13 protein-coding genes, 1 tRNA gene and 2 pseudogenes are annotated in these 18223 nt (G+C 38.8%); 7 read left to right on the plus strand and 9 right to left on the minus strand.

The window, feature by feature from the left end:
• From rpoD to fabD, 3 genes are all read right to left on the minus strand, one after another.
• The gene (rpoD, locus tag D2C72_07670; protein QEF44086.1) at window positions 1–2076 is read right to left on the minus strand and encodes an RNA polymerase sigma factor RpoD; all 2076 of its coding nucleotides are present in this window, start codon (window positions 2074–2076) and stop codon (window positions 1–3) included.
• 273 nt (window positions 2077–2349) lie between these two features.
• Window positions 2350–3045: a 5'-methylthioadenosine/adenosylhomocysteine nucleosidase gene (locus D2C72_07675; GenBank protein QEF44087.1), complete on the minus strand. Its 696-nt coding sequence runs from the start codon at window positions 3043–3045 to the stop codon at window positions 2350–2352.
• A 10-nt stretch (window positions 3046–3055) separates the two neighbouring features.
• Window positions 3056–3985 carry a [acyl-carrier-protein] S-malonyltransferase gene (gene fabD, locus D2C72_07680; protein QEF44088.1) on the minus strand — a complete coding sequence of 310 codons (930 nt, stop codon included), beginning with the start codon at window positions 3983–3985 and terminating at the stop codon, window positions 3056–3058.
• 132 nt (window positions 3986–4117) lie between these two features.
• On the opposite strand from fabD, the gene D2C72_07685 reads away from it, so the two are divergent.
• From D2C72_07685 to D2C72_07695, 3 genes are all read left to right on the plus strand, one after another.
• Window positions 4118–4209: transfer RNA gene (locus D2C72_07685), tRNA-Ser, on the plus strand.
• A gap of 205 nt (window positions 4210–4414) precedes the next feature.
• Window positions 4415–5248: a restriction endonuclease gene (locus tag D2C72_07690; GenBank protein ID QEF44089.1), complete on the plus strand. Its 834-nt coding sequence runs from the start codon at window positions 4415–4417 to the stop codon at window positions 5246–5248.
• On the plus strand, window positions 5242–6075 hold the full coding sequence (locus tag D2C72_07695; GenBank protein ID QEF44090.1) for a site-specific DNA-methyltransferase: 834 nt from the start codon (window positions 5242–5244) through the stop codon (window positions 6073–6075). Before D2C72_07690 ends, D2C72_07695 begins: the two co-directional genes overlap by 7 nt.
• Window positions 6076–6095: 20 nt before the next feature.
• Here the strand turns inward: D2C72_07695 and D2C72_07700 are convergent, their stop codons facing one another.
• Together D2C72_07700 and D2C72_07705 are read right to left on the minus strand one after the other, a co-directional pair.
• Window positions 6096–6992: an alpha-1,2-fucosyltransferase gene (locus D2C72_07700; GenBank protein QEF44091.1), complete on the minus strand. Its 897-nt coding sequence runs from the start codon at window positions 6990–6992 to the stop codon at window positions 6096–6098.
• A gap of 94 nt (window positions 6993–7086) precedes the next feature.
• Window positions 7087–7617 carry a hypothetical protein gene (locus D2C72_07705; GenBank protein ID QEF44092.1) on the minus strand — a complete coding sequence of 177 codons (531 nt, stop codon included), beginning with the start codon at window positions 7615–7617 and terminating at the stop codon, window positions 7087–7089.
• A gap of 72 nt (window positions 7618–7689) precedes the next feature.
• Here D2C72_07705 and D2C72_07710 point away from each other — a divergent pair, with 72 nt between their 5' ends.
• Complete coding sequence (locus D2C72_07710) at window positions 7690–8634, plus strand: D-2-hydroxyacid dehydrogenase (protein QEF44093.1); 945 nt, start codon at window positions 7690–7692, stop codon at window positions 8632–8634.
• Window positions 8635–8992: 358 nt separating this feature from the next.
• Here D2C72_07710 and D2C72_07715 read toward each other — a convergent pair whose 3' ends face one another.
• Window positions 8993–9706, minus strand: coding sequence for a hypothetical protein (locus D2C72_07715; protein QEF44094.1), 714 nt, complete (start codon window positions 9704–9706; stop codon window positions 8993–8995).
• A gap of 107 nt (window positions 9707–9813) precedes the next feature.
• The gene (locus tag D2C72_07720) at window positions 9814–11274 is read right to left on the minus strand and encodes a threonine synthase (protein ID QEF44095.1); all 1461 of its coding nucleotides are present in this window, start codon (window positions 11272–11274) and stop codon (window positions 9814–9816) included.
• Window positions 11275–11475: 201 nt separating this feature from the next.
• On the opposite strand from D2C72_07720, the gene D2C72_07725 reads away from it, so the two are divergent.
• The 3 genes from D2C72_07725 (at window position 11476) to D2C72_07735 (ending at window position 15586) form a co-directional block, all read left to right on the plus strand.
• Window positions 11476–13503, plus strand: coding sequence for a methyl-accepting chemotaxis protein (locus D2C72_07725; protein QEF44096.1), 2028 nt, complete (start codon window positions 11476–11478; stop codon window positions 13501–13503).
• Window positions 13503–14609: a hypothetical protein gene (locus D2C72_07730; protein ID QEF44097.1), complete on the plus strand. Its 1107-nt coding sequence runs from the start codon at window positions 13503–13505 to the stop codon at window positions 14607–14609. The genes D2C72_07725 and D2C72_07730 overlap by 1 nt, the downstream gene beginning before the upstream one ends.
• A gap of 215 nt (window positions 14610–14824) precedes the next feature.
• A complete protein-coding gene (locus D2C72_07735) occupies window positions 14825–15586 on the plus strand; it encodes an outer membrane beta-barrel protein (protein ID QEF44098.1) in 762 nt (253 codons plus the stop codon).
• On the opposite strand, the pseudogene D2C72_07740 reads toward D2C72_07735, so the two are convergent.
• Window positions 15558–16348, minus strand: a pseudogene (locus D2C72_07740) (glycosyltransferase). The gene D2C72_07735 and the pseudogene D2C72_07740 overlap by 29 nt on opposite strands.
• Window positions 16349–16378: 30 nt before the next feature.
• Window positions 16379–18063, minus strand: a pseudogene (locus D2C72_07745) (HAMP domain-containing protein).
• Between the last annotated feature and the right edge of the window lie 160 nt (window positions 18064–18223).

Raw genomic sequence — 18223 nt, forward strand, 5'->3', positions numbered from 1 at the left:
TCAAATGCGCAAATAGTTTCTTAAAATGCGCCCGTATTGCGGGCTTCTCAATTTTTTAATCGCAGAGCTTTCAATCTGGCGCACCCTTTCTCTAGTAACATTCAATTCCTTACCGATTTCTTCTAAAGTCCGATCGCTTTCATCGTCCAAAAGCCCAAAACGCATGCGGATCACCGCTTTTTCTCGATCATTCAACTGATCCAAAACGCTTTCAATCTGGGCTTTTAAATCTTCTCGCATGATGTGATCAATGGAGCTAACGATATTTTTATCTTCCACGAAATCCCCAAATTTGCCATCATCATCATTGCCGACTGGGGTTTCCAAACTGATAGGCTCTTTAGTAACCTTAATCACATTCTTCACTTTATCTAACGAAAGCCCCACTTCTTCAGCCACCACTTCTAAATCAGGCTCTTTGCCGGTTTCTTGAATGTGTTTGCGCATGACTTTATTGATGCGATTAATCGTGTCAATCATGTGAATGGGGATGCGGATGGTGCGGGCTTGATCGGCTATGGCTCTGCTGATGGCTTGCTTGATCCACCAGGTCGCATAGGTAGAAAACTTGAAGCCCTTTTCATGCTCAAACTTATCCACCGCTTTCATCAAGCCGATATTACCCTCCTGAATCAAATCCAAGAATGGTAAGCCTCTGCTCGTGAATCGTTTAGCGATGCTCACTACCAACCTTAAATTGGATTTAGCCATTTTGTTTTTAGCGCGATCGGAAATCAATTTCCCTCTTTTGATTTGCTCTAAAATTTCTTTTAGCTTGTTAGGGTCTAAATCAAAGCCCTCTTCGCTCGCTTCTTTAGTCAAAAAGAGTTTTTTGAGATCCATATACACGCTTACCATAGTCGCTTCTGGCACTTGAGCGATAATATCTTCTTTAGTCATGCTAGTGATATTGGCAAGGATTTTTTTATGGTTAGCGATGAGAGTGTCATTGAATAAGGGCAGTTTGTATTCCAAGCGTTTCAACTCTTTTTCAAACCCATCGCCGCTTTTTAAAGTGGTTTCCATCGTTTTGACTAATTCATTAATCAGTTTGCTGGTAGGCTCTAAGTCATAGAGTCTGTCTTTGAGCGTTTGGCGTTTGTAAGCTAGGGTCAATAAACGCACTAGCTCATCTTCTTTTTCATCTACAGGGGCTTCAAGGGCTTTGAGCCATTCTTTTTTAGCCTTATCTAGGGCTTTAAAGCTTTCTTGAACCTTTTCTACACGCTTCCTGTCTTTTTCAGAAACGACTTTTTTCCTTTCTTCGTTTTCTTCATCTTCTTCGTTGTCGTCATCTTTTTTAGAATCGCTCACGCTATTTTCATCGTCATCATCAAAGCTCCTAAAAAGCTCTTTAACCCTTCTTTCACGATTGATTAAAGCGTCTTTATACGCATAGATAAAATCAATCAAATACGGCACCGAGCAAATCGCGTCTAAAATAATGTCTTCGCCCAAGCGGATTTGCTTGCTCAATTCAATCTCTTCATCTTTGCTTAAAAGTTTTATATCCCCCATCTCGCGCAAATACATGCGCACCGGGCTATCGCTCCTGCTCCACTCTAAAAAATCCTTTTCTTTCAAAAAGTCATAGCCATCTTCTAATTCTTCATCTAAAACTTTTTGCTTTTCTTCAGTTTTTTTAATCTTGTCAATTGCATTGAGTTTTTTAGCGTATTCTGAAGAGCTGACTAATTTCTTTTGGTATTTTTGGCACAATTCTTTGATTTTTTTGACTTGGGCTAGAGTGGGGACTTTTGCGCTGATTTGAATGATAGACTCATAAGAAACGCAATCGCTTAAGGAATTAGCGAACAATTCTTCTAACGCTTCATTAAAACTAAGCTTTTTAACAGGAACAGGTTCTTTCGCTTTAATTTCTTTGATTTTGCTTTCTTTGGTTTTAGCTTCTTTAATTTTGCTTTCTTTGGTTTTAGCTTCTTTAATTTTGCTTTCTTTGATTTTATTTTCTTTGGCTTTATTGTTTTCTTTAGTTTTATTTTCCTGTGTGGCTTCTGCTTTGGCTTCCTGTTTAGCTCTTTTTGGGGCTTTTTCTTCGTTAGCTTTCTTTTTCATTGGACACTCCATAAAATAAGAACCCATGCTTTTTGCAAGCTAGGTCTATAAGATAAGATACACCTAATCCTTTGTTATTTTACTAAAAGATAGCTTAAATTCTAATTATATTATTGGAATTTGGTTTTATTTCACCGAATATTGATCGCAAAACCATCAAAAAGCGTAACGCTAATCAAGCGATAACCTTTAAAAAATGAGTTTAAATTAAAATTTAAACCCCCCCATTTTTTAAAAAAGGGTTTTAATTGTCTGCGTTTAATAAAAACAAACCTAAAGCTTATCCACCATGCTTTTTAAGAATTTCGCTGAAGTTTGAGCGCTTTTTTCTAAAAATTCATCAAAGCTCATGTTAGCTTCCTCATCAGCGTTATCGCTAATACTCCTTAACACGCAGCATGGCACGCCAAATTTTTGGCACACAAACGCCACGCTCGCCCCTTCCATTTCCACCGCGCTCGCCTTAAACTCGCTAACTAAAAATTCTTTCCTTTCTTTACTATGCACAAACTGATCGCCTGATGCGATGACGCCTTCTTTGAGCGCGATATGTTGCTCATTAGCGATCTTTTTAGCTAGGGCGTTTAAACTTTCGCTCGTTTCAATAAAAATCGCGCTTTCGGGGATAAACCCTAAAGGGTGATCAAACGCGCTCAAATCCACATCATGCTGGACTAATTGATTGGCCACTAACAAATCATTGATTTTTAAATCTTTAACTAAGCTTCCAGCCACCCCGCTAAAAAGCACCTTTTGAACGCCAAACGCTAAAATCATGCTCGTTGTGGTTAAAGTGGAATGCACCTTGCCAATCTTGCTATAAGCGATAATGATTTCCTTATCATGATAAACGCCTTTATGGAAAACATTCCCCCCTAAAGGGATTTCTTCAAAACCTACGCCAAACAATTCTAGTATAGGGGTTATTTCTTCTCTCATCGCCCCTAAAATACCAATTTTTTGCACCATTTTCTCCTAATCACACGTATTCTTCTAAAAATTCAATGGCTTCATCAAGCCCTTTATTATCCCCCACGCTTATAGTAGGCTTGTTGCTTAAGCGCTTGTTAAGCCCCTTTAACACACTCCCACAGCCTAATTCAAAAAAGACATCCACTCGGTCGTTGTTAGATTTCACGCAGTCTTGATAACGCACCGGCTGAGTGAGTTGCAAGCTCAACAATTCAACGGCTTTTGCTTTGTTATGATACGCTTCGTTAGTCGCATTGGAGATGATTTCAAAATGGAATTTATCTTTCAAGCTTTTTTCTAGCAATTCCTGGAATTTAAAAATCATAGGCTCTAAAAAAGGGCAATGGCTCGCCACGCTCATTTCTAAAAAAACCACTCTTTTAGCCCCCATTTCCTTTAAAGTCGGCTCTAGGGCTTTCAAATCGTCTTTAATCCCGGCTAAAACCACTTGCATGCCACCATTGAAATTCGCGCACCACACGTTTTTAGTTCTTTGACACAAGCTTAAAAGGCTTTCTTCAGAAACGCCCAAAACGACCATCATGGAAGCGTCTTTATTCAGGCACGCTTCTTGCATCATTTTGCCTCTTTGGTGCGTGAGCTTAAGGGCTTTTTCAAAATCTAACGCCCCACTCAAAGACACCGCGCTCACTTCGCCGAGCGAATGCCCTAAAGCAAAAACGGGTTTTAACCCTCCATTCACTTGCTTGTTGAGCAATTGGTAAGCGATATAGCTCACTAAATAAATGGCAGGCTGGGTGTAAGCGCTTTCTTTTAAAAGCTCGTTTTCTTCAAAAAGCGTTTTTTTCATATCCACTTTAAGCGCGTTAGAAGCCCTTTCAAACAATTCTTTAGCTAGGGTGTGGCTCTCATAGAATGATTTTCCCATTCCTATACATTGTGAGCCTTGCCCTGGAAATAATAGCGCGTATTGCATGGTGTTATCCTTTAAATTTTATTAATCCGTAATTTAAAATTGTAATATAAAAGCCCTTAGTTTTGTTTAGAAACCATTAAAGTTTAAGGTTTATTTTAACTTATTTTTACTATAATTCTACTTTGTGAATGAGGACAGGTGGGTGAGTTGGCTGAAACCACATCCCTGCTAAGGATGCGTAGCCGTCAAGGTTACCGAGGGTTCGAATCCCTCCCTGTCCGCCAGCCTTTTTGCCTTTAAAAACTTTTTGTTTAGAATGTATTAACGAGACACCATAGTTTCTAAGCATTCCTTTTACGACACTCCTTTTACAGATTTTACAAATACAAATTTTAGGTTGGGTGAAGAGAGACACCCAGCCTAAACCCTATAAGGGTTGTAAAGTGCAAAAAATATATAATTAAAGAAAGACATTAAAACGGAGTAAAAATGAAAAACCATCTGCCCTTTGATACTTTTTTAAAAAGCCTTAAGACAAGCAATCGAACTTTAGATTTTTTCACCGATTGGCAAAAGTGTCTCAAAAATAAAAATGGAATAAGTATCGCTTTAAACCACTTGAATTTTTTACTTGGGAAAGATACAAAAGAACTTAAAAATTGCGTTAAAAGTCTTTTTAAAGAATACCCCAAAGCTTTTAATGTTTTAAATATTCTCATTGCTGTGAGAAATAAAGATGATATAGTGCGTGATGCTAATGGCAATTTTTACCCCCTATATTCTTATTTTGAAGATGATGAAAAAGTCTATGAGTTTATTCGTCAAACGGGGTTAGAGCAAATTTTTTGCAACAGAAACATTAAAGATTTAAATGATTTTGTTTTTGGTATAGAAGTGGGGCTTGATAGCAATGCGAGAAAAAATCGCAGCGGAAAGGTTATGGAAAACCATCTTAGCGGTCTTTTTATTCAAGCTCAATTAAATTTTAAAGAACAAGTAGATATTAGAGAATTTGAGGATTTACGCCAGGCTTTTGGAAATGATATTAAAAAATTTGATTTTGTTGTTTTTGGTAAAAATAAAACTTATTTTATAGAAGCTAATTTTTATACCATTAGTGGGAGTAAGTTTAATGAAGTCGCAAGATCCTATCAGGACCTAGCTTTAAAATTTGAAGCATTCCCCAATTACGAATTTATTTGGATAACCGATGGCACAGGTTGGCTGGACGCTAAAAACAAACTTCAAGAAGCTTACAAATCTGTGGAGATCTACAATTTGAGCAATGTGGGTGATTTTATATCAAAGGTGCAAAAATGGTAATCGCGCATTCTAATGAAATCGCACGCCCCATTTTTAAAAGCCAAGACCAGCTTTTCACTCTTTATCAAGGGGATTGTAATGAGGTTTTGCCCCAATTTGAAAATGCTTTTGATTTGATCTTTGCTGATCCGCCTTATTTCCTTTCTAATGACGGCTTAAGCATACAGAGCGGTAAAATCGTGAGCGTCAATAAAGGCGATTGGGATAAAGAAGATGGGATTAATGATATTGATGAGTTCAATTACCAGTGGATCAACAACGCCAAAAAGGCTTTAAAAAATACAGGGAGTCTTTTAATCAGCGGGACTTACCACAACATCTTTTCTTTGGGGCGCATTTTACAAAAATTGGATTTTAAGATTTTAAACCTCATCACTTGGCAAAAAACCAACCCTCCTCCCAATTTCAGCTGCCGTTATTTGACGCATTCCGCTGAGCAAATCATTTGGGCGAGGAAAAGCTACAAGCATAAGCATGTTTTTAACTATGAGGTTTTAAAAAAAATCAATAACGATAAACAAATGCGTGATGTGTGGAATTTCCCAGCGATCGCTCCTTGGGAAAAAGCAAACGGCAAGCACCCCACTCAAAAACCTCTCGCTTTATTAGTGCGATTGCTTTTAATGGCGAGCGATGAAAATTCCCTCATTGGCGATCCTTTTAGCGGGAGCTCCACCACAGGCATTGCGGCCAATCTTTTGAAAAGGGAATTTATCGGCATAGAAAAAGAAAGCGGATTTATCAAAATATCCATAAACAGAAAATTAGAATTAGACGCTCGCTATAAAGAGATACGATCTAAAATCAAAGATTTGAATTTCCAGTAAGCCCCTTTTTTTAAGCCGCTTTAAGCGTTATACTTTTGGGATTTCACCTCAAAGTGGGATTCTATTTTCACCCATTCCTTACAAAGGATATTTTCATGCCCAAAAAGCCAGTGTTTGGGGCCAATAATGATTTTTTCTGGATTCTTTATCAAATAAGCCGCCCACCAGCTATAAGTGCTATTAGCGATAATGCCATGCTGACAAGATTGCATGAGCAGCATATCCCAATACGCCTCTTCTTCTTTATTTCTAGTGGTCATGTCCATAAAAGGGTAGCCAAGATCAAGGTTTTGCGTGAATTCCAAATCTTCGCAAAACACAAAAAGCTCCATGTTTGGCACGCGCTTTGCCATATACTCAACAGCCTTTTTTTGATAATCAATACCAAGCTGACAGCCAATCCCCACATAATCCCCTCTTCTTATATGCGCAAACACGCTGTTTTTAGCGGCTAAAATCAAAGAGAGCTTGCGGTGGTATTCTTCCTCTTTTTTTTTATTATTTCCATTTTCGGGGGGGGGTAGGGTGAAGGTTTGCTTGATTAAAGGGGATATAGCATCAAAATATCGTGGATCTTGGAAATAGCCAAAAAAATAAGTCAAGCGGCTTGGCTTTAGTAATTTAGGCTCGTATTCAAACACGATTTCTTGGCTCACCCTATCAAACCCCATGCATTTGAGCGCGTCTCTTACTAGCTTGGGGAGGTGTTGCATTTTAGCTATAGCGATTTCTTTAGCGCTCGCATAGGGCAAATCAATAGGGAAAAGTTCTAATTGCATTTTCCTATTGCTCCAATCAAAAGAAGTAATATCTAACAGCACAGGCGTATTAAGGTGTTTTTGCAAACTTTTAGCGAAAGCGTATTGAAACATTTGATTCCCAAGCCCCCCGCAAATTTGCACCACTTTAAAAGCCATTCAATCCCTTTGTTTTTCAAATAAAACGCCTATTTTAGCCAACTTTAAAGCCCTTTTTCAATAAAAGCCTAAAAAGCGGAATAACACCTTCAAATCATTTGAATTTTTTATTTGAAAAAGACGCGTATGAGGGTTCTAGCAAGCGTTCTTGGTATTCTAAAAGAATCCTGTCTTCGCTATTGAGCGAGTAGGCTTCATCGTATTTGCGCTTGATAATGCCCTTTAAAATGGTGTGCTGGACCTGGTATTTGTCTTCTTTAAGCATTTCATCCACTAAAGCGTAAAGCTGAATGTCTTGAATGAGTAAATCTGAAATTTTAACGCTCTCTTTATCAAACAATTCTTCATTAGCGCAATATTCGTTCACTAAAATAAGCACTCGGTTATACACATCAGAGGCGATTTTAGCGTTTAGGGTTCTATAAATGTAAGCTTTGATTTTTTTGAGTTGTTCTTCTAAATCTTCGCTGGCCTTGCTCGCTAAAGCCAGAATGCTTAAGATCTGAATCAGAGTCATCATTTTATGGCTTAAAGAGCGGGTGCGCCATTTAATGAGAAAGCGCATGAAATAAGACATTTTGATAGAAAGGCTACAGGGGAGGGTGTTTTTCTTGGGTTTTGGCATGCTTAGTTTCTTTTAAAAAAGGATTTTGTGGTTTAATTATATAATTTTAAAATTAAATCTAGGAGTAAAGAGATGGAAACATTCAAAAAAGGCGTGGTCTTAGACGCTAAAAGCGTGGGGTTAAAAGCGCTAGAAGTTTTAAAAGAAGTGGCGGATTTTGATTTTTATGAGATCACTTCGCCTAATCAAGTGGTTGAGCGCTGCAAAGAGGCTGAGATTGTAGTGCTGAATAAAGTCGTTATCACTCAAGAAATTTTAAGCCAATTGCCTAAACTCAAACTCATTTGCATCACCGCTACAGGCACGGATAATGTGGATATAAAAAGCGCGAAAGCTTTAGGCGTAGAAGTTAAAAATGTGAGCGCTTATTCTACAGAATCCGTAGCCCAGCACACTTTAGCGTGCGCGTTGTCTTTGCTAGGGAGGATCAATGATTACGATCATTATTGCAAAAGCGGGGAATATAGTCAAAGCGATATTTTTACGCACATTAGCGGTATTAAAATGGGGCTTATTAAAGGGAGTCAATGGGGGGTTATTGGTTTAGGGACTATCGGTAAAAGAGTCGCCAAACTCGCTCAAGCTTTCGGGGCAAAGGTGGTGTATTATTCCCCTAAAGACAAAAAAGAAGAGTATGAGCGCTTGAGTTTAAAAGATTTGCTCACAACAAGCGATATTATCAGCATTCATGCCCCCTTAAATGAAAGCACGCGCGATTTAATCGCTCTAAAGGAATTGCAAAGCCTAAAAGACGGGGCGATTTTAATCAATGTGGGGCGTGGGGGCATTGTGAATGAAAAGGATTTGGCTGGAATTTTAGAAACCAAAGATTTGTATTATGCGAGCGATGTGTTTGTGAAAGAGCCTTTTGAAAAAGATCATGCGTTTTTGAACCCAAAGATCCAAAATAAATTGCTTTTAACCCCCCATATCGCATGGGCGTATAGCGACAGCTTGAAAACCTTAGTAGAAAAAACCAAAGAAAATATCCAGGATTTTTTAGCTTCTCAAAAATAAACGCAAAAAAAAGGGGGTTTTTTGTTGGGCTTTTCTCCCCGCTTTTCTCCCCTTTTGTTGTGAGAGCGCCCCTTTCTAAAGAAAGGGGCTTCCTAATTTAAGGCGTTCCCATTGAACGCTAACACGAAAGGCTCTTTAAGGTCTGCATGGGTATTTTTTGCCCTATAAAAGAGGATTTTAACCTCTTTTAGCTTTGAATATAGCCTAACGGCTATGCACTCTTGCACCCTAAAGGACAGAGTTTTTTGCGCTAGTGGGATAAAATCTAAACAATGGAGTAAGGTTTAATGGTTTTTAACCAAATTAAGAAAAAACCTTTAGGTGGATTGGCCCAAAGGCTTTTATTAAATGGGGATGATCACATCTTAGAAATATCAATTTTAAAGGTGTGGATTTCATCTTCTAAAAAGACTTTAACCACCACCACGCCCGGGGTTTTAAGGTTTTTGGTATCCACCACCACAAACCCTCCCCTAGCCTTACCTTCAACGTTAAGGGTGTTGTTTTTAAGATAATTGATCGCTAGGATCTTTAAAGCCTGGCGGCTTTCTTGCATGACTTCTTGCTCTTCTACATCATCCATCATCATCATGCCAAAGCCCGGCCCATACATGCCCATTCCCCCATACATCATGCCGTTATAAGCTAAAAAACTCCCTTGCCCGTAATAAAACATAGGCGGGGTGATCATATTGATATTATCAATAGGGGCGGTCGGCACGCTGATATTAAAGCTTTGTAAAATGCCTTCAAAATCAAAACTGGATTTCATCACCTGTCTCAAGCTTAAGACCGGTAAATTCGTTTGGTTGATAGACACCGAAATGGCTTTACGGCTAAACACCACAGGATTTCCCTCTATAACTTGCGCCGCTACATACAGCACTAAGGGGGATTCATTCAAACCTTTCAATTTGCTTTGAGCGATTTCTAGCTGGACTTTAGACTTGGCTTGCGTGGAGGTCATCACTTGAATCCCATTATTATAGGATGCAACATGTTCAGGCGTGATCTTATAGCTTGTGCAACCACTTATCAGTAAGGCTATCGCTACTAAAATGACTTTTTTCATCAAAATCCCTTTCATTCAAAGTTTAATCTTCGTTTAGAGTTTATTTATTATAGTGTGTTTTAACTTAAAATGTAACTTTTATTAAGGTTAAAAGCGTAAAAAAAGCTCTAATGCGTGTTTTCTAGCCACAAAAGAATAGAAGATTTGATCTCATTGAGTTTTAAAACTTCTTGGTGCTTGATCCCTCTTTCAAACAAGTCATCAAGGCGTTGGCTATCCGGGGTATTGTAGCTGTTTTTTAGCACTTCTAGGGCGGCTTTATCGTTATCGTTTTTCTTTTGCTCGTTTAGGGCTAAAAGGGTGGTTCTAGGGAATTTTTCATAAGAGGCGGTGGCAGAAACAAGGGTTTTTTCGTTGGTTTTCAAGCTGGCGTTTAAAGCGGTGGCGGTGTGTGGGTCAATCAGGTATTGGTGCTCTGCATAAACTTCTTGGATTGTTTTCAAACAAGCTTCATCTGAGCAACTCGCGCAAGAAAAATGCTCCTGTAAAAGGGCTAATTCTTTAGGCTTTAACGCATAAAATTTCTCTTCTTCTAAAGCTTGCATCAATTCTAGCGTGCGTTCAAACCCATAAAGGCTAAAAAGCACCCTTTCCACGTTAGAGCTTTTTAAAATATCCATAGCCGGCGAGAAAGTTTGCTTTAAAGAGCGGTGGGTTAAATCGTAACGCCCTGTTTCTATAAACTCCCTTAAAACATCGTTGCTGTTGGTTACAACCTTGATTTTAGCAATATTCAAGCCCATTTTTTTGGCATAAAACGCCCCTAAAGCGTTCCCAAAATTACCGCTAGGTATGGCTAGGGTGATTTTTTCTTTAGAATTGATCGCCCCTTTTTTATACAATTCTAAAAAGCCCCAAATATGATAGACGATTTGAAAAGCGATGCGCCCAAAATTCACGGAATTAGCCACGCTTAATTTCAATTGGTGCGTTTTTAGGGCTTCGCTAAAATCGTCGTCTTTTAAAAGGTTTTTGAGCGCGTTTTGCGCATCATCAAAATCCCCACTCACCCCAAAGACCTTTAAATTGCTAGCGCTTTGGGTTACCATTTGGAGTTTTTGCACTAAACTTGTGCCGTCTTTGGGGTATAAACACACCACAAAAACATTAGGCATGTCCGCCAAACTTTCTAAAGTCGCAGGACCGGTATCGCCACTGGTAGAAACGAGCATTAAATACTTTTCATTTTTTCCTACCGCTAGATTAGAAAACAAGCTCGCTAAAGGCTGCAGTGCCATGTCTTTAAACGCCAAACTAGGCCCATGGTAGAGCTCTTGGACAAAAAGCCTTTCATTGAGCGCAAAAATAGGGGCTGGATTTTTAGGGTTATCAAAATTTTCATAGCGTTTTAAAGCGCTTGTTAATAAGCCCTTAGGAATCTCTAAACCCAACCGCTCAAACACGCATTCTACCAGCTCGTTATAGCTCAGATTCAAACAATCCTGCCATTCTAATGTTTCAAAATGCTCTAAAGTGTAAAGCCCGCCTTTTGGGGCGTTGGGGTTTAATATTGCTTCAATAAAATCAATCTTTTTTTCTTTCAAAGAACGCGTGGGGACAAAAGGCATGATGATTCCTTTTTATATTTGGATAATTTCAAGTCGTAGCATACCCTAAAAGAGCGAATGCAACCTTAAATGGTTTTTGATGAGAATGATTGATTGTCTTTTTAATCCAATTTAATTTTTGATTTATGCTTATAATACTATAATGCGGTTTAAAATTTTGCCGCAAATGGGCAAAAAATTTCATCATAGTAAGGTTGTGTTTTGCCTAAAGGTTTGAGTATCGGTAATAAAATCATATTGTGCGTGGCGTTGATTGTGATCGTGTGCGTGAGCATTTTAGGGGTGTCCTTAAACAGCAGGGTGAAAGAGATTTTAAAAGAAAGCGCTCTGCATTCTATGCAAGATAGTTTGCATTTCAAGGTTAAGGAAGTGCAAGGGGTTTTGGAAAACACTTATACGAGCATGGGCATTGTCAAAGAAATGCTCCCTAAAGACACCAAAAGAGAAATCAAAATCTACTTGTTAAAAAACTTCATTTTAGCCAATTCGCATGTTGCTGGGGTGAACATGTTTTTTAAAGACAGAGAAGATTTAAGATTAACGCTTTTAAGGGATAACGATACGATTAAGTTGGTGGAAAATCCGTCATTGGGGAATAACCCTTTAGTGCAAAAAACGATGAAAAATAAAGAAATTTCTAAAAGCTTGCCTTATTATAGGAAAATGCCTAACGGGGCGGAAGTTTATGGGGTTGATGTTCTTTTACCACTATTCAAGGAAAACACTCAAGAGGCTGTAGGGGCTTTGATGATTTTCCTTTCTATTGACAGCTTCAGCAATGAAATCACTAAAAACAGGAGCGATTTGTTTTTAATTGGCGTTAAGGGTAAAGTGCTTTTGAGCGCGAATAAGAGTTTGCAAGACAAATCTATCGCAGAAATTTATAAGAGCGTGCCTAAAGCCACCAACGAAGTGCTAACTATTTTAGAAAACGGCTCTAAAGCGACTTTAGAATACCTGGATCCCTTTAGCCATAAGGAAAATTTTTTAGCCGTTGAAACCTTTAAAATGCTAGGCAAAACAGAAAGTAAAGACAATCTTAATTGGATGATCGCTTTAATCATTGAAAAAGACAAGGTCTATGAACAAGTAGGCTCGGTGCGTTTTATGGTGATCGTGGCGAGCGCTATCATGGTGTTAGCCTTGATTATAGCGATCACTCTCTTGATGCGAGCGATTGTGAGCAATCGTTTGGAAGTCGTTTCTAGCACCTTATCTCATTTCTTCAAATTATTGAACAATCAAGCCAATTCCAGCGGTATTAAATTGGTTGAAGCGAAATCTAATGACGAATTAGGCCGCATGCAAACAGCGATCAATAAAAATATCTTGCAAACCCAAAAAACCATGCAAGAAGACAGGCAAGCCGTCCAAGACACCATTAAAGTGGTTTCAGACGTGAAAGCAGGGAATTTTGCGGTGCGCATCACGGCTGAGCCCGCAAGCCCTGATTTGAAAGAATTGAGAGACGCGCTAAATGGGATCATGGATTATTTGCAAGAAAGCGTGGGGACTCACATGCCAAGCATTTTCAAAATCTTTGAAAGCTATTCTGGCTTGGATTTTAGAGGCCGGATCCAAAACGCTTCAGGTAGGGTGGAATTGGTTACTAACGCTTTAGGGCAAGAAATCCAAAAAATGCTAGAAACTTCGTCTAATTTTGCCAAAGATTTGGCGAACGATAGCACGAGTTTAAAAGAATGCGTGCAAAATTTAGAAAAGGCTTCCAATTCCCAACACAAAAGCTTGATGGAAACTTCCAAAACGATAGAAAATATCACCACTTCCATTCAAGGCGTGAGCTCTCAAAGTGAAGCCATGATTGAGCAAGGGCAAGACATTAAAAGCATTGTAGAAATCATTAGAGATATTGCTGATCAAACGAATCTATTAGCCTTAAATGCCGCTATTGAAGCCGCAAGGGCTGGCGAGCATGGCAGAGGCTTTGCGGTGGTGGCTGATGAGGTGAGGAAACTCGCTGAAAGGACGCAAAAATCCCTCAGCGAAATTGAAGCCAATATCAATATTTTAGTTCAAAGCATTTCAGACACGAGCGAAAGCATTAAAAACCAGGTTAAAGAAGTAGAAGAGATCAACGCTTCTATTGAAGCCTTAAGATCGGTTACTGAGGGCAATCTAAAAATCGCTAGCGATTCGTTAGAAATCAGTCAAGAAATTGACAAAGTTTCTAACGATATTTTAGAAGATGTGAATAAAAAGCAGTTTTAATGCTCATTCATATTTGTTGCTCGGTGGATAACCTGTATTTTTTAAAAAAGGCTAAAGAGGCTTTTGTGGGTGAAAAAATTGTAGGGTTTTTTTATAACCCCAATATCCACCCTTATAGCGAATATTTGTTGCGTTTAGAAGACGTGAAACGCACTTGCGAGATGCTAGAAATTGAACTCATTGAAGGCGATTATGAATTAGAAAAATTTTTAGACAAAGCTAAGGGTAAGGAATTGTTAGGGGAAAAAAGCGAGCGCTGTTTTGAATGCTTTGACTTGCGATTAGAAGCGAGCGCTTTGAAAGCCTTTGAATTAGGGGAAGAAAGATTCACCACCACCTTACTCACAAGCCCTAAAAAAGACCCAAATCAACTCATCGCTAAGGGGCAACACATCGCGCAAAGGCACAATTTGGAATTTGTTGTGTTTAGAAACGATAACTTTGAACATTTTAAGAGCGAGTTGGATTTGAATTTGCAAGCTTTGGCGAGAGAAAACGAGCTTTACAGGCAAAATTATTGCGGTTGCCAATTCGCTTTAAAAATCCAAAAAGAATCCCAAAACAGAAGCCCCTTTGAGCTTTACTCGCCCTTAAAACGCCAGATTTTACCCGCAAGTATTGAAGAAAGGACACAAGTTTTTAGAACATTAGAAGCGGCTAAAAAGGACGCTAATAAGCCTTTTTTAGCCCAAAAAACGATCGCAACTTACCGCTTATTCAATGGGGGCGTGTGGCTTTCTAAAAATTCAAACCCCTTGAATTGCTACATTCTAGCGCGCTCTAAAAGCAAGGCTAAGGTTAGGATCAACGATTTAAGATGGGTTTTTTCTCAGCGTTTAAGCGCTCTAGTGGGCTATAGCCAAAGAGATGAAACCCTGTTTTTAACTTTAGAAGGCCTTAATACCCTTATGGCAAAAAACTACGATAATTTAAAAGAGTTAAACCTTAACCCCTTGAATTATGAAGAAGAGTTGTCTTTAAGGGCGTTAGTGAGCGGGAGCGAGAGCATTAACCCTATTATCGTGCTAGAAGAACGCATAGAAAAAACCCTTTTTGTAGAAATTAAAAGCATTTTTCAAGAAGAAAAGGTGTTTTATTTGCTCTAAGCTAAACTTTAATGGAGCGATAAATTCTCGTAATGAAAAATCATTAAAGTTGGTTTTAGTTATCCATACTTGATGGGAACAAAATCTCAATAGATTGTATTTTAAAATATAGCGTTGCGTGTAAGTAGGAGTTGTATTCAGTCAAAACATGCAAGTAATTTAAAGTTAATTTAAGATAATTAGGCACAATAGCCGTAAAAAGTTTAAGGCTGTATTTGAAAACTCTATTTAGTGTTTATCTCTTTTTATCGTTGAATTTACTCTTTTTAGAAGCTAAAGAGATCACTTGGTCTCAATTCTTGGAAAATTTTAAAAACAAGAATGAAGACGACAAACCTAAACCCCTAACTATTGATAAAAACAATGAAAAACAGCGAATCCTAGACAAAAACCAGCAAATCTTAAAAAGGGCTTTAGAAAAAAGCCTTAAATTCTTTTTCATTTTTGGATACAACTATTCGCAAGCCACTTTTTCAACTTCTAATCAAACCTTGACTCTTGTAGCTAATAGCATAGGGTTTAATACCGCTACGGGCTTGGAGCATTTTTTAAGAAACCACCCTAAAGTCGGTTTTAGAATCTTTAGCGTCTATAACTATTTCCATTCTGTTTCGCTCTCTCAGCCTCAAATCCTAATGGTGCAAAATTACGGAGGCGCGTTAGATTTTTCTTGGATTTTTGTGGATAAAAAAACCTATCGCTTTAGGAGTTATTTGGGAATCGCTTTAGAGCAAGGGGTGCTATTAGTGGATACGATTAAAACCGGTGCGATCACAACCATCATTCCCAGAACCAAGAAAACCTTTTTCCAAGCCCCTTTCCGCTTTGGTTTTATCGTGGATTTTATCGGCTATTTGTCCTTGCAATTAGGGATTGAAATACCCTTAGTGAGGAATGTTTTTTACACCTACAACAACCATCAAGAAAGATTCAAGCCACGATTTAACGCTAATCTTTCTTTAATCGTTTCGTTTTAATCCCCCCTTTCCCCCTTTTAAATAAGCCCATCACTTTCCTAGGGTATTTTAAAAGCATGGAAAAAACATTCGCTTGAATGCCGTTTTCTTTACATGCTCTTATGTTTTCTTTATTCCTTAATAAAAGGCTTTTAAACCCATTCGTGCTAACCCCCCGGTGCGCATCACCACTAACGCTTCTTTCAAGTAAGAAAAGCTTATTTTTTGCACCACAAACAAGCGGATAATCATCTCAAAATCCGCTGAAATCTTATAATCGGTTTTGTATAGCCCATAGCGTTCATGAATGGCTTTTTTGACAAAGAGCGTGGGGTGCACTGGCACCACGCCATAAAGCAAGGTTTTAGGGCTAAACTCCCCACTTTCATAATAACGGACCACTTTTTCTAAACGATTGGGTTTGACAAAAACCAGATCCGCATACACGCTATCGCAATGCTTTTTTTCAAACTCATGCACCACTTTTTCTATCACAAACTCATCAATATAAAAATCATCGCTGTTCAATAAAGCGATAATATCCCCACTAGAACGCCTTATACCCTTATTCATGGCGTCATAAATGCCCTTATCTTTTTCACTCACCACGCAAGCGATTTGATCCCTGTATTTTTGAATGATTCCTAAAGTGTTATCCGCGCTAGCCCCGTCTATAATGATGTATTCAATGTTTTTATAAGTTTGATGAAGCACGGAAAGAATGGTGTCTTCAATGGTTTTTTCGCTATTAAAACATGCCGTGATCACAGAAACTTTTAACAATCCAACCCTTTTTTAATCAACTCCCCCTGATTAAGTTTTAAACAAATTCACTTGTTTGTCTAAACTCATGGTCGTTTCGCTCACATGCGTAGCGATGTTTAAAATATCTGAAGAATCGGCTAAAGTCTCAGAAACCACTTTTTCCACTTCCACAAAATCGCTTACCATAGCTTCAATTTGGTGTCCGGATTTGGCGTAATCGTCCATGCTTTGATTGCTATCTTGCACGACTGAGCTTAAATTAGAACTCATTTTTTCATAAGTTTCTTGCACGCTTTTACTCATATCGCTCAAGTGCTCCATTTTTTGCGAATTGAGATTCATTTGCGAGCTTACGGCATTGATTTCTTGGACAATCACCATGATAGTGGAATTGATTTCGGCTAAAGACTTTTGAGTGCGCCCGGCTAAATTCCTAACTTCATCAGCCACCACCGCAAAGCCTCTGCCATGCTCGCCGGCCCTTGCGGCTTCAATAGCGGCGTTTAGGGCTAATAGATTGGTTTGATCGGCAATATCATTGATAATATCCAAAATGGATTTGACATCATCAGCGTTACGGCTTAGTTGCTCCACTTTGCTAGAGAGTTCCTCTTCAGTGTGCGCGCTCTCTGTGATTTGAGAAAATAAATCCCCAATCGCTTCCTTGCTCTCTTTGACAAGCGCTTGCGTTTCAATCAAACGCTTCCTTAACCTTTGAGACTGCTCTATGGAAGCATTCATCATGCTCGCTATATCAGTGGCTTTATTTTTTACGGAATCTAGAGTGGTTGATGAATTTTTCATGCCCTTTTGGGTTTCTTGCACGATTTGGACTAATTTATCCATTGAAGTTTTATTGAGGGTGGAAATCCCTTTAATCTCTTCCATAATCAAGCGGGCGTTCTCCACAAACAAATTGACCCCACGGCCCACTTGCGAGATTTCATCGTTGCGATCATCCACATCAATTTTGGTCCTCAAATCCTTATCCCCATGGCTGAAAGCGTTGATTTTAAGGACCAGTTCATCAATGCGTTTCACGATCCTTAATTTAGCGTATATGAGCACCAAAACCACTAACGCTATCGTCGCTGTCAGTATCCAAAGGAATAATTTCGTGGTGTTTTCATTAAAAACCTTATCTACGCCTTCTGTGATCGCTTTATTTTCTGTGTTAATGTCAGTGTAATAAGAAGTCGTTGCAATCACCATTTGAGACACTTCATCATAATGCGAGTAGGCGAATTTTTTCTCCGGCACGCCTCCATCATATTTAGGCATTTTATAATAAGTGTAGCCTCCCCCTTTTTTAGCCGCCTCCAAATACCCCTAACATAATACACCCCATCAACGCTCTGAGCGTCAAGTCCTGATTGGCCTACGGTTTTAGGATTGACCGGATCAAACAATACTATCCCATTTTTATCCACCACCACCATATAAATCATGCCCTTATCGTCGTTAATGCGTTTAAAATAATCTAGCGCCATTTTTCTTGCAGTGGCATTGTCAAAATTTTTGTAATACTCATAAATGCCCTGTTCAAGAAGTTTTGTCATGTAAGCGAGCGTTTTTTCACGCTTCTTGTATTGCTCGGTTTCTAAATGCTCCATGAGTTGCGCTAACACATCTTTTTGCATAACCTTTACAAAACCAATAAAAAGCCCCCCTAAACCCAAAAGAGCGGCTAACACGACCAGCATAATACGAGTCCCCAACGAAGCAAACATCATTTATCTCCTATCAATCATTTTTAAGTCAAACCCTAATTTGAGAGTTCAGCCTCCAAATGCACCCCCCCCCCCCCCGAAAAATGAGTGGCGCAAAACAAGATTAAAAATCCGGTTGTTTGAAAACCGCTGAAAAAAGTGAAAAGCCAACAATCTAGAATTA

It is taken from the genome of Helicobacter pylori, from assembly GCA_008032955.1.
Taxonomy (GTDB): domain Bacteria; phylum Campylobacterota; class Campylobacteria; order Campylobacterales; family Helicobacteraceae; genus Helicobacter; species Helicobacter pylori_DC.